Annotated in this window: 23 protein-coding genes; 5 read left to right on the forward strand and 18 right to left on the reverse strand. The window is 63.8% G+C overall.

Annotation, left to right across the window (positions count from 1 at the left end; translation table 11 throughout):
• Positions 1-12: 12 nt before the first annotated feature.
• The 18 genes from A3AC_RS0122820 to A3AC_RS0122905 form a co-directional block, all read right to left on the reverse strand.
• On the reverse strand, positions 13-2,460 hold the full coding sequence (locus A3AC_RS0122820; protein ID WP_025601677.1) for a 3-hydroxyacyl-CoA dehydrogenase/enoyl-CoA hydratase family protein: 2,448 nt from the start codon (positions 2,458-2,460) through the stop codon (positions 13-15).
• Positions 2,461-2,596: 136 nt separating this feature from the next.
• Positions 2,597-4,384, reverse strand: a complete 1,788-nt coding sequence (locus tag A3AC_RS0122825; RefSeq protein WP_025601679.1) for an acyl-CoA dehydrogenase C-terminal domain-containing protein — start codon at positions 4,382-4,384, stop codon at positions 2,597-2,599.
• Between the two features lie 132 nt (positions 4,385-4,516).
• Complete coding sequence (locus A3AC_RS0122830) at positions 4,517-5,116, reverse strand: TetR/AcrR family transcriptional regulator (RefSeq protein ID WP_025601681.1); 600 nt, start codon at positions 5,114-5,116, stop codon at positions 4,517-4,519.
• Between the two features lie 238 nt (positions 5,117-5,354).
• Positions 5,355-6,614, reverse strand: a complete 1,260-nt coding sequence (gene clsB, locus A3AC_RS0122835) for a cardiolipin synthase ClsB (protein WP_025601683.1) — start codon at positions 6,612-6,614, stop codon at positions 5,355-5,357.
• Positions 6,611-7,096, reverse strand: a complete 486-nt coding sequence (gene nudB, locus A3AC_RS0122840; protein WP_025601686.1) for a dihydroneopterin triphosphate diphosphatase — start codon at positions 7,094-7,096, stop codon at positions 6,611-6,613. Before nudB ends, clsB begins: the two co-directional genes overlap by 4 nt.
• A gap of 192 nt (positions 7,097-7,288) precedes the next feature.
• Positions 7,289-9,088, reverse strand: a complete 1,800-nt coding sequence (aspS, locus tag A3AC_RS0122845) for an aspartate--tRNA ligase (protein WP_025601687.1) — start codon at positions 9,086-9,088, stop codon at positions 7,289-7,291.
• A gap of 64 nt (positions 9,089-9,152) precedes the next feature.
• A complete protein-coding gene (locus A3AC_RS0122850; RefSeq protein WP_025601689.1) occupies positions 9,153-9,806 on the reverse strand; it encodes a DUF502 domain-containing protein in 654 nt (217 codons plus the stop codon).
• Positions 9,807-9,878: 72 nt separating this feature from the next.
• Positions 9,879-10,238, reverse strand: a complete 360-nt coding sequence (locus A3AC_RS0122855) for an FmdB family zinc ribbon protein (RefSeq protein ID WP_025601690.1) — start codon at positions 10,236-10,238, stop codon at positions 9,879-9,881.
• 208 nt (positions 10,239-10,446) lie between these two features.
• Positions 10,447-11,070 (reverse strand): methyltransferase domain-containing protein, encoded by a 624-nt coding sequence (locus A3AC_RS0122860; protein WP_025601692.1) that lies wholly within the window; start codon positions 11,068-11,070, stop codon positions 10,447-10,449.
• A 22-nt stretch (positions 11,071-11,092) separates the two neighbouring features.
• Positions 11,093-12,670, reverse strand: coding sequence for a ubiquinone biosynthesis regulatory protein kinase UbiB (gene ubiB, locus A3AC_RS0122865; protein ID WP_025601694.1), 1,578 nt, complete (start codon positions 12,668-12,670; stop codon positions 11,093-11,095).
• 15 nt (positions 12,671-12,685) lie between these two features.
• Positions 12,686-13,330 carry a ubiquinone biosynthesis accessory factor UbiJ gene (locus A3AC_RS0122870; protein WP_025601695.1) on the reverse strand — a complete coding sequence of 215 codons (645 nt, stop codon included), beginning with the start codon at positions 13,328-13,330 and terminating at the stop codon, positions 12,686-12,688.
• 252 nt (positions 13,331-13,582) lie between these two features.
• Positions 13,583-14,584 (reverse strand): Tim44 domain-containing protein, encoded by a 1,002-nt coding sequence (locus A3AC_RS0122875; protein ID WP_025601697.1) that lies wholly within the window; start codon positions 14,582-14,584, stop codon positions 13,583-13,585.
• A 38-nt stretch (positions 14,585-14,622) separates the two neighbouring features.
• Positions 14,623-15,354, reverse strand: a complete 732-nt coding sequence (gene ubiE / locus A3AC_RS0122880; RefSeq protein ID WP_025601699.1) for a bifunctional demethylmenaquinone methyltransferase/2-methoxy-6-polyprenyl-1,4-benzoquinol methylase UbiE — start codon at positions 15,352-15,354, stop codon at positions 14,623-14,625.
• A gap of 68 nt (positions 15,355-15,422) precedes the next feature.
• Positions 15,423-15,836, reverse strand: coding sequence for a gamma-butyrobetaine hydroxylase-like domain-containing protein (locus A3AC_RS0122885; protein ID WP_025601700.1), 414 nt, complete (start codon positions 15,834-15,836; stop codon positions 15,423-15,425).
• Positions 15,837-15,914: 78 nt separating this feature from the next.
• Positions 15,915-16,343 (reverse strand): HIT family protein, encoded by a 429-nt coding sequence (locus A3AC_RS0122890; RefSeq protein WP_025601702.1) that lies wholly within the window; start codon positions 16,341-16,343, stop codon positions 15,915-15,917.
• A gap of 34 nt (positions 16,344-16,377) precedes the next feature.
• Positions 16,378-20,472: a DUF3683 domain-containing protein gene (locus A3AC_RS0122895; RefSeq protein ID WP_025601704.1), complete on the reverse strand. Its 4,095-nt coding sequence runs from the start codon at positions 20,470-20,472 to the stop codon at positions 16,378-16,380.
• 453 nt (positions 20,473-20,925) lie between these two features.
• A complete protein-coding gene (locus tag A3AC_RS0122900; protein ID WP_025601705.1) occupies positions 20,926-21,390 on the reverse strand; it encodes a DUF2269 family protein in 465 nt (154 codons plus the stop codon).
• A 7-nt stretch (positions 21,391-21,397) separates the two neighbouring features.
• Positions 21,398-22,780 (reverse strand): SDR family oxidoreductase, encoded by a 1,383-nt coding sequence (locus A3AC_RS0122905; protein ID WP_025601706.1) that lies wholly within the window; start codon positions 22,778-22,780, stop codon positions 21,398-21,400.
• Between A3AC_RS0122905 and A3AC_RS0122910 the strand changes: the two genes are divergently transcribed.
• The 5 genes from A3AC_RS0122910 to A3AC_RS0122930 all read left to right on the forward strand — a co-directional run.
• Complete coding sequence (locus tag A3AC_RS0122910; protein WP_025601708.1) at positions 22,779-23,285, forward strand: hypothetical protein; 507 nt, start codon at positions 22,779-22,781, stop codon at positions 23,283-23,285. The two genes, A3AC_RS0122905 and A3AC_RS0122910, sit on opposite strands and share 2 nt — an antisense overlap.
• Positions 23,286-23,343: 58 nt before the next feature.
• Complete coding sequence (locus tag A3AC_RS0122915) at positions 23,344-23,550, forward strand: hypothetical protein (protein WP_025601710.1); 207 nt, start codon at positions 23,344-23,346, stop codon at positions 23,548-23,550.
• A 53-nt stretch (positions 23,551-23,603) separates the two neighbouring features.
• The gene (locus A3AC_RS30800; protein ID WP_198018030.1) at positions 23,604-23,780 is read left to right on the forward strand and encodes a hypothetical protein; all 177 of its coding nucleotides are present in this window, start codon (positions 23,604-23,606) and stop codon (positions 23,778-23,780) included.
• Between the two features lie 36 nt (positions 23,781-23,816).
• Complete coding sequence (locus A3AC_RS0122925) at positions 23,817-24,188, forward strand: hypothetical protein (protein ID WP_025601711.1); 372 nt, start codon at positions 23,817-23,819, stop codon at positions 24,186-24,188.
• 124 nt (positions 24,189-24,312) lie between these two features.
• On the forward strand, positions 24,313-24,887 hold a 575-nt coding region (locus A3AC_RS0122930; RefSeq protein WP_025601714.1), incomplete at its 3' end, for a pyridoxal-phosphate dependent enzyme.

Genomic DNA, 24,887 nt, shown 5'->3' on the forward strand with positions numbered 1-24,887 from the left:
CGCACGTCGCTGTTAGTTCCGCACCGGCTTGCCGGTTTGCAGCATGCCCATGATCCGTTCCTGCGTCTTCTGCGTACCGAGCAGTTCCACGAACGCGCGGCGCTCGAGTTGCAGCAGCCATTCTTCGTCGACGAGACTGCCCGCTTCCACGTCGCCGCCGCACACCGCTTCGGCGATACGGCTCGCGATCAGGAAATCGTGCTCGCTGATAAAACGGCCGTCGCGCATGTTCACGAGCGAAGCCTTGATCGTCGAGATTGCCGAGCGGCCGGCAACCGGCACCTGCGTCACGCGCAGCGGCGGGCGGTAACCCGCGCCGGCCAGCGCGCGCGCTTCCTTCTTCGCGACGTCGAGCAGTTCGAAGACGTTGAAGACGATCGTGTCCGAGGACTTCAGATAACCCATGGCGCGGGCGTCGAGCGCGGACGCCGACACCTTGGCCATCGCCGCGTTTTCAAACGACTTCTGCACGAACTTGAGCAGATCATTGGTCGCGCCGACTTGCGTCGCGGCTTCGGCTGCGCGCAGTGCGGCTTCCTTCAGACCGCCGCCCGCGGGCACGAGGCCAACGCCCACTTCAACCAGACCGATATAGCTTTCGATGTGCGCGACGCGCTTCGCGCTATGCAGCAGCAGTTCGCAGCCGCCGCCGAGTGCAATGCCAGACACCGCCGATACCACCGGCACGCTCGCGTACTTGACGCGCAGCATGCCCTGCTGGAACTTCTTGACGAACGGCTCGATGCCCTTTGCGCCGCCCATCATGAACGCGGGCATGGCTTCTTCGAGATTCGCGCCCGCCGAGAACGGACCGCCCGGCGTGCCGAGTTTCAGCGACGTCGGCTGCCAGACGACGAGACCCTTGAAGTCCTTCTCCGCGAGTTCGATGGCCTGCGTGAGACCGTCGATCACCGACGGTCCGATCGTGTTCATCTTGCTCTTGAACGACACGATCAGCACGTCGCTTTCATCCGAACCTCGACCGGCGCGGTCGTCGACCCATGCGCGCACGGCGTCGGTCTCGAACAGCGTCTTGCCGTAGGTCTTCGGGTCCGCCGCCGTTTCGCCGACGAGCGGCGCGCGGAACACCTGCCGCTCGTACACGCCGAGCGACGAGCGCGGCACGAAGCTCTTCGAAGCCGGCGACCACGAGCCTTCGTTCGTATGCACACCGCCTTTTTCAGCGACCGGGCCTTCGAGCACCCACGACGGCAGCGGCACGTTCGCGAGCGCCTTGCCCGCGGCGATGTCTTGCTGCACCCACTCCGCGACCTGCTTCCAGCCGGCCGTCTGCCAGCCTTCGAACGGACCTTCGTTCCAGCCGAAGCCCCAGCGGATAGCGAGATCGACATCGCGTGCGTTATCCGCGATGGATTCCAGATGCACGCCGATGTAATGGAACACGTCGCGGAAAATCGCCCACAGGAATTGCGCCTGCGGATGCTCCGATTCGCGCAGCAGCTTCAGGCGCTCGGCGGGCGGACGCTTCAGGATGCGGCCGACCAGTTCGTCCGCCTTCGCGCCGCCGTCCACGTACTCGCCCGTTTTCGGGTCGAGTACCTTGATCGCCTTGCCTTCCTTCCTGTAGAAGCCGCCACCGGTCTTCTGGCCGAGCGCGCCCTTCTTCACGAGTTCAGCCAGCACGGCCGGCGTTTCGTAGACGGGGAAGAACGGATCGTCCTTCAGGTTGTCCTGCATCGTCTTGATGACGTGCGCCATCGTGTCGAGACCCACGACGTCCGCCGTGCGGAACGTGGCCGACTTCGCGCGACCAAGACGCGCGCCGGTCAGGTCGTCGACTTCGTCGAAACGCAGGCCGAACTTTGCGGCTTCGGTAATGACAGCCAGAATCGAGAAAATGCCGACGCGATTCGCGATGAAGTTCGGCGTGTCCTTCGCGCGCACGACGCCCTTGCCGACCACGCTCGTCAGGAACGTTTCGAGTTGATCGAGAATTTCCGGACGCGTCGCCGTGGTCGGAATCAGTTCGACCAGATGCATGTAGCGCGGCGGATTGAAGAAGTGCACGCCGCAAAAGCGTGCCTTGAGCTCATCCGCGAAACCTTGCGACAGTTCGGTGATCGACAGGCCCGACGTGTTCGTCGCGAAGATCGCGTTCGGCGCGATATGAGGCGAGACCTTCTTGTACAGGTCGTGCTTCCAGTCCATGCGCTCGGCAATCGCTTCGATCACCAGGTCGCATTCGGCGAGCTTTTCGATGTCGTCGTCATAATTCGCGGGCTGAATGTATTGCGCGTCGTCCTTCACGCCGAACGGCGCCGGCGACAGCTTCTTCAGATTCTCGATCGCCTTCAGCGCGATGGCGTTCTTCGGACCTTCCTTTGCGGGCAGGTCGAACAGCAGCACGGGCACCTTGGCGTTGATCAGGTGCGCGGCGATCTGCGCGCCCATCACGCCGGCGCCGAGCACGGCGACCTTGCGAATGATCAGATTGCTCACGTCGTTCCTCCGGGGAGTTATGCAGTGTCGCGAATCTTCCAACCGACTCGCGATGAATTTGGCTTACAGAAGCGCCGCATCGTTAATGCACTGTTGCTCCACGTTGCATCAAGCGCGGCGCTTTTCATGAGATGACTTAGAACAGCGCTTCTTCGACGTCCATCAGCGGCTTCGAACCCGCGCGCGCCTGACGGATCGTCATGGCCGTTTCCGGCAGCAGCTTCGCGAAGTAAAAGCGCGCCGTGGCGAGCTTCGCCTTGTAGAACGGATCGCCCGACGCTTCCTTGTCGAGCGCGATGCGCGCCATGCGCGCCCAGAAGTACGAGAACACGAGATGGCCGACGGTGCGCAGATACGGCACGGCGGCGGCGCCGACTTCGTCCGGGTTCTGCATCGCCTTCATGCCGATTTCCATCGTGAGCTTCTGCACCTTTTCGCCGATGTCGGCGAGCGGGTTGATGAACTCCTGCATCTCCGGCTTGATGCCTTCGGCTTCCACGAAGTCGCTCACGAGCTTGCCGAACTTCTTCATCTTTGCGCCCATGTCGCCGAGAATCTTGCGGCCGAGCAGGTCGAGCGCCTGGATCGCGTTGGTGCCTTCGTAGATCATGTTGATGCGCGCGTCGCGCACGTACTGCTCCATGCCCCACTCAGCGATAAAGCCGTGGCCGCCGTAAATCTGCATGGCGTGATTGGTGCCTTCGAACGCGTTGTCCGACAGGAACGCTTTCAGGATCGGCGTGAGCAGCGCGACGAGGTCGGCAGCTTCCTTGCGCACGGATTCGTCGGCGTGGGAAAGCTCCTTGTCGATATGCAGCGCGGACCAGTACGAGAACGCGCGCGCGCCTTCGGCATAGGCCTTTTGCGTGAGCAGCATGCGGCGGACGTCCGGATGCACGATGATCGGGTCGGCGGCTTTCTCGGGCGCCTTCGGGCCCGTCAGCGAGCGCATCTGCAAGCGCTCTTTCGCGTACGTGAGCGAGTTCTGATATGCCACTTCGGTGAGGCCGAGGCTTTGCATGCCGACGCCGAGGCGCGCGGCGTTCATCATCACGAACATCGCGTTCAAGCCTTTGTTCGGCTCGCCGACCATCCAGCCTTTCGCGTTGTCGAGATTGATCACGCAGGTCGCGTTGCCGTGAATGCCCATCTTGTGCTCGATGGAACCGCACTTCACGCCGTTGCGTTCACCCGCCTCGCCTGCATCGTTCGGAACGAACTTCGGCACGATGAAAAGCGAAATTCCCTTGGTGCCCTTAGGCGCATCCGGCAAACGCGCGAGCACGAGGTGCACGATGTTCTCCGCGAGATCATGCTCGCCGCTCGAGATAAAGATCTTCGTACCGCTGATCGCGTATGAACCGTCGCTGTTCGGCTCGGCCTTGGTGCGCAGAATGCCGAGGTCGGTGCCGCAATGCGGCTCGGTCAGACACATGGTGCCGGTCCACACGCCCGAGACCAGCTTCGGCAGATAACGCTGCTGCAACTCCGGCGTGCCGTGCGCGTGCAGGCATTCATACGCGCCGTGCGAGAGGCCCGGGTACATCGTCCACGCCTGATTCGCCGAATTCAGCATCTCATACAGCGCGTTGTTGACGAAGGCGGGCAGCCCCTGGCCACCATACTCCGGGTCGCAACCGAGCGCGGGCCAGCCGGCTTCCACATACTGTTGATAGGCTTCCTTGAAACCCTTCGGTGTGGTCACGACGCCGTCGCCGACGTACGTGCAGCCTTCCTGGTCGCCGCTGTGATTCAGCGGAAACAACACTTCGGAGCAGAACTTGCCGGCCTCTTCGAGCACGGCGTTGATCGTCTCCGCGTCGAGATCAGCGTGCTTCGGCATCTGCTTGATCTCGGCTTCGACGTTGAGCAGCTCGTGCAACACGAATTGCATGTCGCGCAGCGGCGCGGCGTACTGTCCCATGACTCTCTCCAAAGTTTGAACAATAAGCGAGGCCGTTAGCGCGAGTGCCTGATGCGGATCTCGTCTGTCGCCTGAGCGCTTTTTGCGCTTTGCCGCTCATGCCGCCGTTTTTTTCAGGTCCGGCGGCTTCGGCTAACGGCTCCCGCTTTGATACGAAACAATCAGTTTTTCCAGCGCGGCCCACGTGAGACGCACCGCATCCGGCAGATGCAGAAAGCGCGCGTCGTGATGCAGACCGAGCGTGAAGCTATACAGTTCGAACAGCATCAACTGCGGGTCGGTGTCCGCGCGCAGATGCCCTTCATCCATTGCCTGCGAAATTGCGCGAGTGAGCGCCGCCCGCCACATCGTCACACTCGACACCAGTTGCTCGCGCACCGGGTTGTCCGCACGGTCGTCGTACTCGACGGCACCGCTGATGTAGATGCACCCGGTGGTGACTTCCTGAATGCGCTTTTCGATCCAGCGGGAAAGCATCGCGCGCAGGCGCGGCAATCCGCGCGGCTCGCGCAAGCTCGGGAAAAACACCTCGTCTTCGAAACGACGGTGGTATTCGCGCACGACTTCCACCTGCAAGTCCTCGCGCGACCCGAAGTGCGCAAACACGCCGCTTTTACTCATTTGCATCCGCTCGGCCAGGAGGCCGATCGTCAGACCCTCGAGTCCGTCGCGGCTTGCAAGATCAAGTGCTGCATCGAGAATTGCGGCTCGCGTTTGTTCGCCTTTTCGCATAGCTTTTACCGTTCTAATGTGACCGAATCAAAAATCGAACGGCCGTACTATTATTGAGTGGGGCCGTCCGCGAAACAAGGACTTTATTAGAAACCGGTTTCTAACCTGGTTTCAATTTTGGGGCATATGGCAATCAGACGAATCGGATTTTTTAGAGGAGTTCGCCTTGAGTCGCCGCTTGCTCGGACGAAAGCTTCGCTTGCTCTGCCGACGCATCCAGAACCCGCGCCCGTCGAATCTAGTCGTAACCGCCCACCGTCAGAAGCTTCATTGCGAGCCGATACGTGGTGTAGGCGAGCCAGTTGAGCAGGCGCTCGCCGGCCGGGCGGGCGTCGTAATGCGCTTCGTCGATGCGCCGCGCGTCCTTGAAGGCAGCGAGGATGGCTTCCCGAAGCGCTTCGATGGACCGGTCGTTCACCAGCACCACGTTCGCTTCGTTGTTCAGCATCAGGCTGAGCGCGTCCAGATTGGACGAGCCCACGGTCGCCCAGTTGGAGTCGACCACCGCGACCTTGCCGTGCAGCAGGGTTTTCTCGTACTCGGCGATCTGCACGCCGGCTCTAAGCAACGCGCGATAGAGGAAGGGCACGGCGTAGTCGAGCGCCTTGAACTCCTTGCGCCCAATGATCAGCTTCACCACCACGCCACGCCGCGCCGCATAGACGAGCGCGCGCCGCAGCTTCCGGCCGGGCATGAAGTACGGATTCGCGAGCAGCACCTCGCTGCGAGCCTGGCCGATTGCAGTCAGATACGCCTTTTCGATTGCGCGGCGGTTGATCAGGTTGTCGCGCGCGACGAAAGCGACGCACGGCTCACCCCCGGCCCACAGTTCCTCGTTGCGGCGCCGGCGGCGACGGCGCAGGCTGCCGAGCGACGCCTTGGTCTTCGGCGTGAGATCCGGCTCGAGTTGGTGGATTGGCCGATGCCCGACGCGAATCCGCCGCCATTGCACTTCAAATGCCTGGCGCACGTCATTGACCACGGGCCCCTGCAATTCGACCGCGAAATCCCAGCGCCGAAAAGGCAGGGTCTCGCCGTTGTTCTCGTAATCGTCGACGATATTGATGCCGCCGCAGTACGCAAACTGATCGTCGATCACGGCCAGCTTGCGATGCGTGCGCGAGAAACCGAAGCGCCCAAAGATATGCGGGTTGTAGATGCGATGCTCGATGCCCGTGCCGGCCCACTCGTCGAACATCGGCAGGCGCGCGGTGCCTACGCCGTCGGTGATCACGCGCACACGCACGCCGCGCGCCGCCGCGCGCAGCAGCGCCGCGTTCACCAATTGCCCGGCTTCGTCGTAGCAAAAAATATAGGTTTCGAGGACGACGTCGCGCTCGGCGGCATCCACGCGCTGCACGAGCGCGCTGAAGAACTCGTCGCCGGAGCGCAGCAGCTTGACTTCGTTGCCGCTTGTGAAGCGGTAGCGCTGCCAATAGCGGCGGCCGAGCAGCGATTGCCGCAGACGGGCGAAACGGCGTGCGCCGCCGACGCTCATCGGCGAGACTCCGAACGCCCGCTCAACCTCTTCGGCAATTGCAGGATCGCATCCGCATTCGACGAAGAAAAACAGCGCGACGCCGCCTCTTCATACGGCAGCCAGAGAAACGCCGTGTGCTCGCGCGGCGCGAGCGTGACTTCAAGCCGCTCAGGCACTTCGACGCTGAACCAGTGCTCGGTGTTGTGGATCACGCCTTCGGCGTAGCGATGCAGGAACTGCGGATAAATCTCATACTCGATCGAGTATTGCCAGTCGAAGAGTGCGCTTTGCGGCACCAGCGCGCTGCCGATCACGATGCCCGTCTCTTCGGCCACTTCCCGTCTTGCCGTTTCTGCGAGCGGTTCGTCGATCCGGTCTTTTGAGCCGGTCACGGATTGCCAGAAGCCCGGCATATCGGCGCGCTCGATCAACAGCACGTCGAGCGAGGGCGTATGAATCACAACGAGTACGGACTGCGGGATCTTCGGCGGTTTCGGCATGGCGTGAAAAGCAGGCGCAATGCTTGCGCGATACATGTCGGAGTGTGGTCGAGGATTGGTCAAACCTTGTTGCATCGACTGTAACGCAAAAAACGAAAAAGGCGCCGGAGTTTCCTCCCGCGCCTTTCTGTTTTGCGTCAGCTGTCGTTTTCAGACAGCACTCAGTCGCCTGAAGCCATTGCCTTCAGGCCATTACGCTTTCGGTTCCGGCGTGCGCAGACGGATATGCAACTCGCGCAACTGACGCTCGTCCACTTCGCTCGGCGCCTGCGTGAGCAGGTCCTGCGCGCGCTGCGTCTTCGGGAACGCGATGACGTCGCGGATCGAATCGGCGCCTGCCATCATCGTGACGATGCGGTCGAGGCCGAAGGCGATGCCGCCGTGCGGAGGCGCACCATATTGCAGCGCGTCGAGCAGGAAGCCGAACTTGGCTTGCGCTTCTTCCGCGTTGATCTTCAGCGCGCGGAACACCTTGCTCTGCACTTCTTCGCGGTGAATACGCACCGAGCCGCCGCCGATTTCCCAGCCGTTCAGCACCATGTCATAGGCCTTGGCGAGGCAGCGCGCCGGGTCCGATTCCAGGTATTCGAGGTGCTCGTCCTTCGGGCTCGTGAACGGATGGTGCGCGGCCACGTAGCGGTTGTCTTCCTCGTCGTATTCGAACATCGGGAAGTCAACCACCCACAGCGGCTTCCAGCCGGACTCGACGAGACCATTGGCCTTGCCGAATTCCGAATGGCCGATCTTCAGGCGCAGCGCGCCCAGGCTGTCGTTCACCACCTTCGCGCGATCTGCCGCGAAGAAAATGATGTCGCCGTCTTGCGCGCCCGTGCGCTCGATGATCGCCTTGACCGCTTCGTCGTGCAGGTTCTTGACGATCGGGCTTTGCAGACCGTCACGGCCCTTCGCCACTTCGTTTACCTTGATCCACGCGAGGCCCTTCGCGCCGTAGATGCGCACGAATTCCGTGTAGCTGTCGATGTCGCCGCGCGAAAGCTCGCCACCCTTCGGCACGCGGATGGCCGCGACGCGGCCGTCCTTCGAGTTGGCCGGCGTGCTGAACACCTTGAATTCGACGTCCTTGACCGCGTCCGTCAGGTCGGTGAATTCGAGCTTGACGCGCAGGTCCGGCTTGTCCGAACCGAAACGGCGCATGGCTTCCGAATACTCCATGACCGGGAACTTCGCGTCGAGCTCGACGCCGATCGTTTCCTTGAACACGTGACGGATCATCGCTTCAAACAGATCGCGGATTTCCTGCTCCGAGAGGAACGAGGTCTCGCAGTCGATCTGCGTGAATTCCGGCTGACGGTCGGCGCGCAGGTCTTCGTCGCGGAAGCACTTTGTGATCTGGTAGTAACGGTCGAAGTTCGCGACCATCAGCAACTGCTTGAAGAGCTGCGGCGATTGCGGCAGCGCGAAGAACTGGCCCGGGTTGGTACGCGACGGCACGAGGTAGTCGCGCGCACCTTCCGGCGTGCTCTTGGTCAGCATCGGCGTTTCGATGTCGATGAAGCCGAGCGTGTCGAGGTACTTGCGCACTTCGATCGCGACGCGGTAGCGCAAACGCAGGTTGTGCTGCATCTGCGGACGGCGCAGGTCGAGCACACGATGCGTGAGACGCGTGGTTTCCGACAGGTTGTCGTCGTCGAGCTGGAACGGCGGCGTGATCGACGCGTTCAGCACGATCAGCTCGTGGCACAGCACTTCGATCTTGCCGCTTTTCAGCGCGGCGTTCGTCGTGCCTTCCGGACGGCTGCGCACCACGCCCTTGATCTGCAGACAGAATTCGTTGCGCACGCCTTCGGCGGCCTTGAACATCTCCGCACGGTCCGGGTCGCAGACGACCTGAACGAGGCCTTCGCGGTCACGCAGGTCGATGAAGATAACGCCGCCATGGTCGCGGCGGCGGCTCACCCAGCCGCACAGCGAGACGGTTTGGCCCAGCAGTTCTTCGGTCACCAGACCGCAGTATTCAGATCTCATCGACATGATGTTTGACTTTCGTTTTGCATTGGTTAAACGGCGCGCCGCGGTGAAACGCGGCGCGCCCGCATTACAGCGGAGGCTCGACGGTCGTGCGGCGCACCGGCGCCGGCGGCGCGGACGGCGCCACGACGCCCATCGAGACGATGTACTTGAGCGCGGCGTCGACCGTCATGTCGAGTTCGATCACTTCGCTCTTGGGCACCATCAGGAAGAAGCCGGACGTGGGGTTCGGGGTGGTCGGCACATATACGCTGACGTGATCTTCTTTCAGGTGATTGATCACGTCGCCGCCCGGAATGCCGGTCAGAAACGCAATCGTATAGCAGCCGCGGCGCGGATATTCGATCAGCAGCGCCTTGCGAAACGCGTTGCCGCTGCTCGACAGCAGCGTATCGGACACCTGCTTGACGCTCGTGTAGATCGGCCCGACCACCGGAATGTGCGCAACCACGACCTCCCACCACTTCACCAGCTTTTGCCCAACGAAGTTCTGCGTCAGCAGGCCGACGACAAAAATGAACGCGAGTGTGAGCACCGCGCCAAGGCCAGGCAGGCGGAAGCCGAACGCGCGCTCGGGCTGCCATGCGCTCGGCAGCAGCAACAGCGTCTGGTCCATCGTACCGATGATGAGACCGAGCACCCACAGCGTGATGGCCAAAGGCACCAGCACCAGGAGGCCAGTCAGGAACACCGATTTGAGCGTCGTTTTTTTCGTCGTCATGTGTACCGCCAGAATGCCGCGCCGCCTGAGCAACGCGCGGGGTGTGCGCCGCCCGCGAGGGCGGCCGTGCTACTAGGCGCCGCCTGAGCCGCTTGTCGCTGCGGCAGCCGGCGCCGCAGTGGGCGCGGCCGGCGTGGCGGCGGAGCTGCTTGCCGTGGCCGTGTCGGATTTGGCCGCGCCGTTGCCGTTCGAAGCGCCGTTATCCGCACCATTCGTGGCGCCGTTCGCGGGCGCGCCCGCACTGCCGTTGCCGCCGCGGAAGTCGGTCACGTACCAGCCCGAGCCCTTCAACTGGAAGCCCGCGGCCGTGACCTGTTTACGAAAAGTGTCTTTCCCGCATTCGGGACATTGCGTCAACTGGGGGTCGCTCATCTTCTGAAGCACGTCCTTCCCGAAGCCGCATGACTCGCAACGATAAGCGTAGATCGGCATGACCGTTTCCCTACTGAAATCTTGTAAACGCTTGCAAAGCCTTGAATTATAGCCGCAAACCGAAACGCTCCCCGCCATTTTGGGATTAGCGCCCGACGCGACCGCCGTTGCGCCAAATGGGGGCGCTCCGGGCAAAAATCAAGAGCCCGCCGCTCGAGGCTCGCGCGCTGCCTCCTTCACCCTGCAAGCGTGTCGCGACGGCTTACGCTCAGGCGCGGCGGCGCCACGTCAGCCAGCGCTCGCGCCCTGCAAACACGGGAATCGAATCGCTTACCGGCTCGTCTTCGACCAGTTCGAAATGCGGCGCGAGCAGTGTCTCCAGTTCGGAGCGCTCCATGCCGAACGGCGGCCCTTTCGGCGTTGCGCCGAGAAAAAAGAACCCGGCGAGCAGCGCGCCCGCCGGCAAAAGCTCGGCCATGCGCCGCGCGTAGTCACCGCGGCGCGCCGGCGGCAACGCGCAAAGAAACGCGCGCTCATAGATCCACGCGGGCGTGAACGGCGGCTCGTAGGCGAAGAAATCGGCTTGTTCAACGAGCTGCGCGCGCTGTTCGCCCAACTGCGCGCGCGCCGCCGCGACGGCAGCGTGCGAGAAGTCGATCGCGCGGACCGGACTGCCGTGCGCGGCCAGCCACGCGGCTTCATACGCGCTGCCGCAGCCCGGAATCAGCACGGCCTCGCCAGCGTGCCGCCTCGCGAAAACCTCAAACGCCGACGGCACGCCCGCCTGGTCCCATGGCGTGAAATGCCGCTCGAAACGCTCGTCCCAGAAGGCCGGCGAGTTCGGATCGCGGCTCTCGAATTCGGGCATTGGGGATTGGGTCGGATCGCTCATCGCTCGCCTCTGAATTGATCGCTCAGGCGCCGTACGCCAGCGCGAGGAACACGCGTGCCAACGCCGCGCCGACACCGACCGCAACGCCGAACAACAGCAAGCCCTGCAGCAGCCGATTAGTACGCTTTTGCTCGAGCAGGATCTGCTGGATCATGTCGTCGTTCCCGGCGCGCGCGTGATCGTGGCGCTCAGCCAGCACATGATGGATCAGCCGCGGCAATTGCGGCAGGGTCTTGCTCCATTGCGGCGCCTCGATCTTCAAGCGCTCGTACCAGCCGCGCACGCCGATCTGCTCGTTCATCCAGCGCTCAAGATAGGGCTTCGCCGTCTTCCACAAATCGAGTTCCGGATCGAGCGAACGACCGAGCCCTTCGACGTTGAGCATGGTTTTTTGCAGCAGCACGAGCTGCGGCTGGATTTCGACGTTGAAGCGGCGCGACGTCGAGAAAAGACGCATCAGCACCTGACCGAGCGAAATGTCCTTCAGCGCGCGGTCGAAATACGGCTCGCACACCGCGCGAATTGCGCTTTCCAGCTCCTCGACGCGGGTGGTCGGCGGCACCCAGCCCGACTCGAGATGCAGCGTCGCGACGCGATGGTAGTCGCGCTTGAAAAACGCGAGAAAATTCTGCGCGAGGTAGTTTTTGTCAAAGTCCGACAGCGCCCCGATAATGCCGAAATCCAAAGCGATATAGCGGCCGAAGTGCGCCGGATCGAGGCTCACCTGAATGTTGCCCGGGTGCATGTCCGCATGGAAAAAGCCGTCGCGGAACACCTGAGTAAAGAAAATCTCGACGCCTTCGCGCGCTAGCTTCGGAATATCCACGCCCGCCGCTCGCAGCGTGTCGACCTGGCTGATCGGCACGCCGACCATGCGCTCCATCACGAGCACGGTGGGCGTGCAGAACTCCCAGTACATTTCGGGCACGAGCAGCAGATCGAGGCCGGCAAAATTGCGGCGCAGCTGGCTGCCGTTGGCCGCCTCGCGCATCAGATCGAGCTCGTCGTGCAGATATTTGTCGAACTCGGCCACCACCTCGCGCGGCTTCAGGCGTTTGCCGTCGGCCCAAAGGCGCTCGGCCCACACGGCGATGTCGCGCAGCAACGCAAGGTCCGAGTCGATGACCGGCAGCATATTCGGGCGCAGCACCTTCACGGCGACGGCCTTGCCCGCGTGCTGCCCGGCCTTGACCGTCGCGAAGTGCACTTGCGCGATCGACGCGCTCGCCACCGGGACCCGCTCGAAATCGTCGAACAGCACGTCCACCGGCGCGCCAAGCGACTTCTCGACGAGCGCGATCGCCACAGCGGAATCGAACGGCGGCACCTGGTCCTGAAGCTTCGCAAGTTCGTTGGCGATATCGACCGGCAACAGATCGCGCCGTGTGGACAGCACTTGCCCGAACTTGACGAAGATCGGCCCGAGGCTTTCCAGCGCGAGGCGCAAGCGCACGCCCGGCGGCGCGTCGAACTTCCGGCCGACCGTGGTGATACGCAGCAGCATGCGAACGCGCCGGTCGTTGACCCGGCCGAGCATCATCTCGTCGAGACCGAAGCGGATAACCGTGAAGAAAATCTTGAGAAAACGCAGAAAACGCATAGTTATGCCCGGTGACTAGCGCGTGCCGCGCGACGTGGCGGCGCTGCCCGGCGCGGCGGCGCCGCGGGCTTCGACCTTCTGTTCAAGACGCTGAAGCCGTTTTTCGACTCGCGCAAGGGCGTCGCGCGCTTGCGCGAGTTCGGCGTTGAAGTCGGCCAGTGCGGCGCGGCGCACGAGTTGCGGATTCTCGTCGAGCAGATATTCGCTGGCGGTGTCGAGCAGGTTGCGGCCAGTGCGCTGCACATGTTCGCCGACCGTGCGCACGATCGACGCAACCCGCCATGCGGGGCCGTCGCCGATCAGCTTCGCCAGATCTTCCTCCGGCTCCCAGCGCAGATGCTCCGCGAGTTTGGCGATGACCGTGGCGAACTCCGCGTCGCCCTCGATCTTCACGTGCTTCATGACGGCGGCCTGACCGCCCTGCACGAATGCGGGCAATGCGTCGGCCGGCACGGAAAGCGTGACGTCGAACTGCTGCGCGTCGGTTTCGCCGACGGTGCCCAGATAGCCGTCCGGCTGCACCAGCAGCGTCAGCACGAGCGGCGGCGACGACAGTCTGGCGGTCTTGCCCGCGTAAGGAGCGAGGCGCTCGCGAGCCCACGATTCGCGAGCGAGCAGATGATTGACGGCGGCGACGAAGGGCTTGGCGGCGAGGGTCATTGAAGGTGGCAAGAAAAAACCCGCGCGAGCGACTGCTCACGCGGGTTCCTATTGTAACGTCCGTTCGCTTCGCGGCCTGCCCGGCCGAACGGCTAACCGCGCTCTACGGTGAGTCAGCCGTGACGGGATTGTTGCACCACGGTCGCTCAACAACGGCTCAACACTGATCCGACGCCGAGCCGACCACGGCGAACCTTGAGCGAACGTTTCAAGCGGAGGCTGAAGGCAAGCGCCCCGCGCCGCCGCTCTGCCTCAGTGCTGCGCGACCTGCTGGATGCCGGCCAGCAACCAGCCTTCGCCAGCACGATTCGCCTTCGACAGATTCCACACCTCGACGAACGGCTCGGCGGGCGCGCCCGGCGCTTCGCGAATCAGGCCCGAGAAGCGCACGCTCGCAAAGTACTCGTTCGCGCGCTCTTCCACGCCCAGCAGATCGGCGTTCAACTGCACGACATCCGTCTGATTGGTTCCGGCGCCGCGCGAAGCCAGATCGACGCGTACCTCGGCGAACATTTCCGGCGTGGTGAATTCGCGAATGTCTTCGATATTGCCGACGTCCCACGCGGCTTGCAGGCGCACGAAATAGACCTTCGCGTTGCGCAGGAACGCTTCAGAATCGAAGCCGGCCGGCACGCTCGGCGTGGCGCCCACCGACGGCGTGGTCAGCGGATTGCCTTGCGGTTCCAGATACGAGCCGGTAGGCGGCGCCGTATAGCGAGGCTCCTGCGTGTAGCCCGTGGCGCCGGAATTCAGCGACGGCGATTGGCCCGCATAAGCCGGCTGCGACGTATCGCGCTTGCGGCCCATGAAGCGGCGGATCAGCCAGATGCCGATCATCGCCAGCAATGCAATCACGATGATGTTGGCCATGGCGCCGGCGAACGCGCCGCCCAGACCAAAGTGCGACAGCAGCGCAGCAATGCCGAGACCGGCGGCCAGACCGGCGATCGGCCCGAGCCAGCGCGAGCGGTTGGGTTGCGGGGCGGGCGCCGGTGCAGGAGCGGGCGCGGGTTGCGCGCGCTGCTGCTGCATGGCCGGATTGGTCGGCGAGGGTTGCGAAGGCGTCGCCTGATGCTGCTGCTGAACGGTGTTCGACTGACGGCCGATGCTACGGCCACCGCCCATGCGGCGCGCTTCGGCGTCGAGCGAGGCAAGCGAGCCGGCCGCGATCAGACCGACCATCGCGATCAGTCCGATTCTTCTCGCCAGCGACTGCTTTACCTTACGGGGAGATAACGACACTGAATCGGACATTTTGGTGCTTTCCTTTAAAAATCGGCGGGTTAGGAACCCTAGTATTTGGTCCCCACATGTAAAGCTACCACGCCAGCTGACAAATTGTAATATTTGACGCCATCCAGGCCCGCTTGTTCCATCATTGTTTTCAAGGTTTCCTGATCCGGATGCATGCGGATGGACTCCGCCAGGTAGCGGTAGCTGTCGGCGTCTTTCGCAAAGCGCTCGCCAAGCCACGGCAGCACCTTGAACGAATAGACGTCGTAGGCTTTTTTCAGCGGGTCCCAGACCTTTGAGAACTCGAGAACCAGCAGACGCCCCGCCGGCTTAAGCACGCGGCGCATTTCGGCCAGCGCGACGTCCTTATGCGTCATGTTGCGCAAGCCGAATGCCACGGTCACGACGTCGAAATAATTGTCCGGAAAAGGGACTTTCTCGGCGTCGCAGAGCAGCGCCGGCGTGATCACGCCTTTGTCGAGCAGCCGGTCGCGGCCCACGCGCAGCATGGACTCGTTGATGTCGGTATGCCAGACCTCGCCCGTTTCGCCCGCCTGCTTCGCGAATGCCTTGGACAGGTCGCCCGTGCCGCCCGCGATATCGAGCACCTTGTAGCCGGGCCGCACATTGGCCTGGGCGATCGTGAACATCTTCCACGCCCGGTGCAACCCGCCCGACATCAGGTCGTTCATCAAGTCGTAGTTGGCGGCAACCGAGTGAAACACGCCCGCCACCTTCTGCGCCTTTTCCTGTTCGTCGACCGATTGAAAGCCGAAGTGGGTTTTGCTCATCGCGCTTGTCCTTTCCGCGTATTCTGAAATGTTGCGCCGCATGCGTGCGGCAGGTCTGGCGAATCGTATCAGTGACGGTGACCGTGCGCAGCGCCGGCCTCGGCCATCGGCGTGTCGCGGTCGACGCCGGCCGCAGCCAGTTTGTCGAGATACGCGCGCCAGAGTTCGTCCTGGCGCCGCGCCAGGTCGTAGAGCAGATCCCACGAATAGATGCCGGTGGAGTGTCCGTCGGAAAATGTCGGCTGGATCGCGTAGTTGCCGACGCCCTCGATCATCGTGATAGTGACGTCGCGCTTGCCGGTTTGCAGCGTTTCCTGGCCGGGGCCGTGGCCCTGCACTTCCGCCGACGGCGAATACACGCGCAGCAACTCGAACGGCAGCCGGTACGATTCGCCGCTCGCGTACTGCAATTCGAGCACGCGCGACTTTGAATGCACGACCACACCGGTCGGCACCGGAGTATCGGGAGTCAGTCCGCTCATGATGGCCTCAATATGAAAACGCCGCCGCACCCAATGTGCCCCGCGAGGGACATGGCGCGCAGCGGCGGGTTGTGTCGCTCAGGCGAGCGCCTGTCCGATTTCGTGCCGCACCGCCTCGCGCAGCAGCGTGGCTTGCGCGCGGCGGGAGGACAGCATCGCTTCGGACACCGTGCGTTGCCGCGGCGCCCAGATCGGCAGCGGAAAATGAGCGTCGTTCGAGAAACGCGGAATGACGTGCCAGTGCACATGCGGCACCTGATTGCCGAGGCTGGCTAGATTCACCTTCGCCGGCTGGAGGACGCGCCGCATCGCGCGCTCGACGGCATACACGACCTTCATCACGCGATCGCGGCCCGCCGCATCGAGGTCCGAAAACTCCGCCACGTGCTCGTTCCAGATCACCCGGCAAAAACCTGGGTAATCGTGTTCGTCGGCGAGGACGACACGCAACGTGTCGTCCTGCCACAGCACATCGCCGCCATCTTCACGGCAAAAAACGCAATCCATCGTCGTCCTCGGGCAAAAATCGTCAGTCGTGCCATTAAACCAGCACGCGCTCGATTCCGCCATTGTTCGCCCGCTGCACGTAGTCGACCATCCAGTCTTCTCCGAGCACGTGACGTGCCATTTCGACGACGATGTAATCCGCCTCGATGCCCGCATCTTCGTTGTAGCGCGACAGGCCTTGCAGGCAGGACGGGCAGCTCGTGAGGATCTTGACGTCGGTGGCACCCTTCGGTTGCGGACCGTCGCCGGCCTTTAACACCGAGCCGTTCGCCGCGCCCGCCGTGCCGGCCGATGCATTGGCCGGATTGATGGCGTTCGCGCCGGCCTCGGCGATGAGCGGAATCCCGCGCAGCTTCGCCGCGCCCTTGCGGATTTCCTCTTCCTTGCGGAAACGCACCTGCGTCGAAATGTCAGGACGCGTGACCGCGAGCGTGCCCGACTCGCCGCAGCAGCGATCGTTCTTCTCGATCCTGTAGCCGTCTTTCTCCGAGCCCATCAGCGAATTGACGAGCTTGACCGGGTCCATCGTCTTGATCGGCGTGTGGCAGGGGTCGTGGTACATGTACCGCGTGCCCGTCACGCCGTCGAGCTTCATGCCCTTTTCAAGCAGGAATTCGTGAATGTCGATGATCCGGCAGCCCGGGAAAATCTTGTCGAATTCATAACCGGCGAGCTGGTCGTAGCACGTGCCGCACGACACCACCACCGTCTTGATGTCGAGATAGTTGAGCGTATTCGCGACGCGGTGAAACAGCACGCGGTTGTCCGTGACGATCTGCTCGGCTTTGTCGTACTGTCCAGAGCCGCGCTGCGGATAGCCGCAGCAGAGATACCCCGGCGGCAGCACCGTTTGCACGCCCGCTTCCCACAGCATGGCCTGCGTCGCAAGCCCCACTTGCGAAAAGAGCCGCTCGGAGCCGCAGCCGGGGAAGTAGAACACCGCTTCCGTGTCGGCGGTGGTCGTCTTCGGATTGCGGATGATCGGGACAATCTTGTTGTCCTCGATATCGAGCAGCGCGCGCGCGGTTTTCTTCGGCAAATTGCCGGGCATCTTCTTGTTCATGAAGTGGATCACCTGCTCGGTGACCGGCGGCTTGCCGACGGTTGCCGGCGGATGCGCCGTCTGCTTCTTCGCGAACTTCTTCAGCACTTCGTTGCCGAGGCGCTGCGCCTTGTAGCCAATGCCCATCATCGCGGTGCGCGCGAGGTTGATCGTCTGCGGATTCGTCGCATTGAGGAAGAACATGCCGGCCGCGTTGCCCGGATTGAACTTCTTCTTGCCCATCTTGCGCAGCAGGTTGCGCATGTTCATGGTCACGTCGCCGAAGTCGATCTTCACCGGGCACGGCGTCACGCATTTATGGCAGACGGTGCAGTGATCGGCGACGTCGCCGAATTCGTCCCAATGCTTGATGGACACGCCGCGGCGCGTTTGCTCTTCGTACAGGAACGCCTCGACCAGCAGCGAAGTCGCGAGAATCTTGTTGCGCGGGCTGTACAGCAGGTTCGCGCGCGGCACATGGGTCGCGCACACCGGCTTGCACTTGCCGCAGCGCAGGCAGTCTTTGATCGACTCGGAAATTGCGCCGATGTCGCTCTGCTGCATGATTAGCGATTCGTAGCCCATCAGGCCGAAGCTCGGCGTGTAGGCGTTGCGCAGATCGGCGCCTTCGAGCAGCTTGCCCGCGTTGAAGCGGCCATGCGGATCGACGCGCTGCTTGTACTTGCGGAACTCGCCGATTTCGTCGTCGGTCAGGAACTCGAGCTTCGTAATGCCGATGCCGTGCTCGCCGGAAATCACGCCGTCGAGCGAACGCGCGAGCTTCATGATGCGCGCGACCGCCGTGTGGGCGTCCTGCAGCATCTCGTAGTTGTCCGAGTTGACCGGCAGGTTTGTGTGGACGTTGCCGTCGCCCGCGTGCATGTGCAGCGCGACGAACACGCGGCCGCGCAACACCTGCTTGTGGATGGCCTGCGCTTCGTCGAGGATCGGCTTGAACTCGCCGCCGTTGAAGATCTGCCGCAGTTCGGCGCGAATCTCCTGCTTCCACGAGACGCGGATCGTGCGGTCCTGCGTGACATGGAACACGGTCGCGTCGGGCTGCGCGTCAGCGCGGTCGGCGAATTTTTCTGCGAGCGCCTCATAGCCGAGACCAACCAGATAGTGCTGAGCCTCGCGCAACGACAGATCCAGCTTGTCGCGCAAGAATTCCCAGCGCGTACGCACGCGCTTGAGCAGATCCAGCGCCTGTTGCACGCGGTCTTCCAACAGCTCGGCGCTCGGAATTTCGTTGGCGTCGTCGCTCTTGCCGAGCGGCAGCTTGCCGCCCCTGAAGAACGCTTCCAGCGCGTCGACCAGTTGCAGCTTGTTCTTGATGGACAGCTCGATGTTGATCCGCTCGATGCCGTCCGTGTATTCGCCCATGCGGTCGAGCGGAATCACCACGTCTTCGTTGATCTTGAACGCGTTGGTGTGCTTCGCGATCGCGGCGGTGCGGCTGCGGTCGAGCCAGAAGCGCTTGCGCGCCTCGGCGCTGACTGCGACGAAGCCCTCGCCGCTCTTGCCGTTGGCCATTCGCACGACTTCCGACGTGGCTTGCGCGACCGCGTCCGCGTCATTGCCGACGATATCGCCGATCAGCACCATCTTCGGAAACGCGTTGCGCTTGCTCTTGGTCGCATAGCCGACCGCGCGCAGATAGCGCTCATCGAGGTGTTCGAGGCCGGCGAGAATCGCGCCGCCCTGCTTCGAGGTTTCGAACAGGTAATCCTTGATTTCGACGATGCTCGGAATCGCCTCGCGCGCCTGGCCGAAGAACTCGAGGCAGACGGTGCGCGTATGCGCCGGCATCTTGTGCAGCACCCAGCGCGCCGACGTGATCAGGCCGTCGCAGCCCTCCTTCTGCACGCCCGGCAGACCGGCGAGGAATTTATCGGTGACGTCCTTGCCGAGGCCTTCCTTGCGGAACACGCGGCCCTTGATGTCGAGCGACTCCGTGCGCAACAGCTTCTCGCCCGGCGCATAGTTGCCGTCGAACCATTTCAGCTCGAACCGCGCGACCTCCACGTCGTGAATCTTGCCGAGGTTGTGAGCCAGACGCGTGACTTCGAGCCAGTTGCCTTCCGGATCGACCATGCGCCACCAGGCGAGGTTGTCGAGCGCCGTGCCCCACAGCACCGCTTTCTTGCCGCCCGCGTTCATCGCGACGTTGCCGCCCACGCAGGACGCGTCGAGCGAAGTCGGATCGACGGCGAACACGAAGCCCGCCTGCTCGGCCGCCTCGGTTACCCGGCGCGTGACGACGCCCGCGCCGGAGAAAATGGTCGGGACCTTGCGGTCGACGCCCGGCAGCTCGGTCATTTCAACCGCGCCGAGCTGTTCAAGCTTCTCGGTGTTGATGACGGCCGAGAACGGCGTAAGCGGCACTGCGCCGCCCGTGTAGCCCGTGCCGCCGCCACGCGGAATCACGGTCAGCCCGAGCTCGAAACACGCCTTGATCATGCCGGCGATCTCGGCTTCGGTATCCGGCGTCAGCACGACGAACGGATACTCAACGCGCCAGTCGGTCGCGTCTGTCACGTGCGAGACGCGCGACAAACCGTCGAACTTGATGTTGTCCTTTTCCGTGACACGGCCGAGCACTTTGGTTGCGCGGCGGCGCAGATCGTAGGTCTTCTGGAACTCGCTTTCGAATTCGTCGACGGCGCGCCGCGCAGCCTGCACCAGCGTTTCGACGCGCGCCGCGCGGTCGACACCCGCTTCGTCGCCATGTTCGGTGAGATCGGCGCGGCGGCGCTTCTCGATCTCCGACAGACGGTGATGCAGCGCCTCGATCAGCATCGCGCGGCGCTTCGGGTTGTCGAGCAGATCGTCCTGCAAGTACGGATTGCGGCGCACCACCCAGATGTCGCCGAGCACTTCGTACAGCATGCGCGCCGAGCGGCCGGTGCGGCGTTCGGCACGCAGTTCGGCCAATGCGTCCCAGGCAGCATTGCCCAGCAGGCGAATGACGATTTCGCGGTCGGAAAACGACGTGTAGTTATAGGGAATTTCGCGCAGGCGCGCTTCGGGATCGGCGGCGACCGCGGCGGCGGCTCCGTGCGGGTCGAAAACTTGAGGTGCGTTCATGTGCGGACGACTCGGTGGATCAGCCCGGCGCGCTCATGGCGAGGCGCCGTCTGACGGTGCGCGTGGGGCGCAATGCTTGGAAATCTTCTTGGGAGCGAAGCGCCACCGACGGCCTACCCACGTCGGTCGCTTCGCGGCGCTCAGATACTGCTACACGATCGTGCGTGGCGGACGTGACGCTCCGCCGCGGGGCAAGACTCACGCGGGACGGGCATCAAGTGGGCGATCCGAGGCTGCCAGTGCATCTTCCGATCCTTACTCCAAAATGGAATTCTACCGCATCGGCTAGCCACGCGTTGACGGCTGGAATGCGAGCGGCGGCGGCGCCTGGCACGCGCGCGCGGCGCCGCGACGCCCCCCGCGCGCTGGCAGGCATGGAGGCCACGTCGAGGCCGCATGGAGGCCGATGCAAGGCTGCACGCGGTGCTCGTGCGCCTTATGCTACCAACGCGCTCAGGCCAGCTTTGTGACCATCAGCCAGAAAATGCCGACAAACGCGAAAAAAGCGACTGCGCCTAGCGCGGCCCAGATCGCCAGCATTCGCCAGTAAGCGGCGCTCAACGGACGCCCCGTGTCGGCGCTTACCCGAGCCGACGCGGCAAGGCGCATCTGGAGGACCACGACTGGCAGCCAGCAGGCGATAGCCAGCACATACAGCCCGATCGACCAGGCGAGCCAGCGGCTACCAAGCTGCATGTTCGCGAGATGCACGAGATAAAGGCCGGTGGCGGGCTGCACGATCGCGGTGGGCGTGGTGAACAGCCAGTCGGCGAGCACGACGAGCTTCGTGACACGCGCGACCGTCTTCGTATCGCGGCCGAGGCTCGTCAGCAGCATGTAAAACGCGGAGCCGATGCCGGTACCGAACAGGATCGTCGACGAAAGTACATGCAGCCATTTGATCACGAGATAAGTCATGGTCAACTCATTGCCGCGTTGGGGGCGTGGTTGTTGAGCCGGTTGCGGGCTTAACCCGCGGGGCGAGCCAACGCTCCGGGCCATCGTCGAACTGGATCAGCAGGATCAGCAGCGCGATCATGGGCAGGTTCTTCGAGAGCGGCCCATATGGATGCAGCCAGAACTCGGGCAAGCGCCAGCTGATGAGCGCCGTATAAACCACGATCAGCGCGATCTGCAAAGCCCAAAGACGCGCGCGCGAACCGAGGCGGCGCGGCCACGCGAGCGAGAGCACGCCGAACACGAGATCGACGAACGCCGCGCCATAAAGCAGCAAGGGTCCCAAGGCCGCCGGCGCCCCGACCCGCGCCAGCAGTTCAAGGCTCGACGCGCGCGGATACAGCCAGGCGGACACGATCGCGGTCCAGATCCACACCGCCGCAATCGACGCGCGCAAGAGCGGCAGCAGCCACATCAGCTTCGCCCGCGTGCCGAAGCCTTCGCTATCCGCGGGCATCTCCCGCAGCGCGCGCGGCGCCCTGCCCAGGAGCCGCTCGAAGCGGTCGGTCGGCGCGACGTTGCCGCGCTCGAGCATCGCGAGCGCGTCGGCGCTCATCAGCGAGCCAGGCAGCAGCGCGCCGAGGCGCGTTGCCAGCCTGACGAGCGACATCGGCACAGGCAGGAACCAGCCGCGCGGGCGGCCGGCTACGCGCCGCAACACGGCCAGATATTCCTTTAACGTCATCGGCTCCTTGCCGACGGCGGCGACCCGTCGTGGCGGCCCGGCCGCCGCGGTGGGCGCATCGCGGACCGGCGCGGCCAGCGCGCCCGCCACGATCAGATCGACGACATCGTCGATATGAACCGGCTGAATGCGCTGTGCGCCCGCGCCCGGCAGCGGCACGACCGGGAGCGTCGCCCACGCGGCGAAAAAACGCGTGCTGCGGCCCTCCGGCGCAAACACGAGCGACGGCTGCACGATCAACGACGAAACCGGCAACGCGAGCAGCGCCTCGTCGGCGGCAAGCTTGCTGCGGTGATAGGGGCTTTGCGCGGCGGCATCCGCGCCGAGCGCGGAAATCTGCACGATGCGCCGCACGCCCGCAGCGACGGCAGCCTTGAACAGCATGATCGGCGCATCCGTATGGAGGCGCCGGAAGTCGTGACCGGTCGCGTCGCTGAAAATGCCCACGGCATTGATTACGACATCGACGCCCACCAGCAGCGGCATCAAGCTTGCTATATCGCGAAGGCCCGCGAAGTCGACCGGAACCACCCGGCAGCCGCGCAAGCGCTGTCCGGCGGCAACGGGATCGCGCACGCCGCACACGACCGAGTGGCCGGCCGCGACCAGCGCGTGCGCGACTCGCGCTCCAATCATGCCGGTAGCACCTGCAAGGAAAATGACCATGGCTCTGGACGTTCGACCATTAGAAGACATCGTGTTGCCTGGCCTCGTTGCCGGCGTGCTCTCGACGCTGGCGCTCGGTGCCTGCGCGCGGCTCATCGGCAAGCGGGCGGCCGCGCCTGTCAGCGCCGTGAGCCACTGGGTGTGGCCGCAAGAAGCGAACCAGACGGCGCGTCCGCGCCCGCGGCACCTCGTGACCGGGCTGGCGATTCATCACCTGATGTCGATTGGATGGGCGGCCGTCAACGCGTACACGCTGGCTGCCATTCAGCAGTCGGTCGAGCCGTGCCGCGATTGCCGCTCCGAGCACCGTCAGCGCGTCGCTCTGGCAAGCGGCTTGACGCTTTTCGCCGCATTCAGCGACTACGTGATCGTGCCGAAGCGCTTTACTCCGGGCTTCGAATACCACCTGGACGTGCCGCAAATCACAGTGGTCTATGTTGCATTCGGCGCCGGACTGGTCGTGCCGTTCATCGTCGAAGACCTGTACCGGCGGCGACCGCGATAGCTGCGCGGCACGCGGCATGCTGGCTTGATGACGAACCAGTAATCCGCGGAGGCGCAGCATGTCAGATCCCGATCCGAAGAGCGGCGGACACATCGAGCAGCAGCCGGTGCCCGGCCATACCGAGAACATTCCCACCGACGGCTCCGACGAGCGCTCCAACGAGCGACGCCTCGAAGACGCTGCGCCAGCCGCCAGTCCGGACACGAAACCGGGCACGCCGCCCGGCACGCAAACCGAAGCCGACCGCACGCGCTCGCCGGACTGAGCCTACTTTGAGCCTTCCGGCTTCGCCCCATACGCATCGATAAGGAGTTCACCATGACAAGCGAATCTGCCCGCCCGACGCCGCCGCGCCAGAATCCTAACGATCCGACCGCCGGCGACCGCACGCTTTCCGACAAGCAGAAGCAGTCAACGAAGAACGAGCCGGCGCCGCCCGCGCCGGGCCGCGGCGACAACCTGCCCGATCCGAAGGAAGTCGGCGAAGCCGGTTAATCCGCCCCGACGCAGCGACTCACAAGGAGAATCGCGATGGCAAGCAAGCAACCCGCCGCATCCGCGGCGCTACGGGCCACATTCAGGCTGTTCGCGAACGGCGATCGCGTTCTCGCGCAAAATGTCGACGGCAAGCTGATCGACATCGGCGCGATGGAAACCAAAGCCGGCCGCTACACGGTTCGGCTCGACGTCGACCCGCTCGATCTGCAACCGTCGCATTCGGTGGATGCCGCACTGCGCGCCGTCTCTTCGCAACTGAAGTTCGACTACCTGGACGGGCTTTTCACGAGCGAAGGTTCCGTCGACTTTCACGGCGACCTGTTCGCTTTACCGCATGTCGAATGGGAACTCGACGAACCGTTGCCTCGCGAGCTCACCGACGGCAAGCCGCCGCATATCTTCTAGCAGGCTTGCGGTACGCACCTGGTCGGGCCTCGTCACGGGGCCCGACGCCGCTTGGGCCAGTGCTCGCACCGTTGGCGCTATCATTGATGCTTTTCCGCCTTCCTGAGCGCATCGCGCCACTCGCATGGCCTCCCACGACTACCTGAAAAAAACCCTCACCGCGCGCGTCTACGACGTGGCCCGCGAGACCGAGCTCGAACGCGCGCCGCATCTGTCGGCGCGGCTGCGCAATCCNGTNTATCTGAAGCGCGAGGACAACCAGCCGGTGTTCTCCTTCAAGGTGCGCGGCGCGTACAACAAGATGGCCCACATGCCCNCCGACGCGCTCGCGCGCGGNGTGATCACCGCGTCGGCGGGCAATCANGCGCAGGGCGTGGCGCTTTCNGCGGCNCGCATGGGCGTGAAGGCNATCATCGTGGTGCCGGTCACGACGCCGCAGGTCAAGGTCGATGCAGTGCGCGCGCACGGCGGGCCGACCGTCGAAGTCGTGCAGTTCGGCGAATCGTATAGCGACGCCTACGGCCACGCGGTGAAGCTGCAGGAAGAGCGCGGCCTGACCTTCGTGCATCCGTTCGATGACCCCTATGTGATCGCCGGCCAGGGCACCGTGGCGATGGAGATTCTCAGCCAGCATCAGGGCCCGATTCACGCGATCTTCGTGCCGATCGGCGGCGGCGGCCTCGCGGCGGGCGTGGCGGC

It is taken from the genome of Burkholderia sp. WSM2230, assembly GCF_000472445.1.
In the GTDB taxonomy this organism is placed as follows: domain Bacteria; phylum Pseudomonadota; class Gammaproteobacteria; order Burkholderiales; family Burkholderiaceae; genus Paraburkholderia.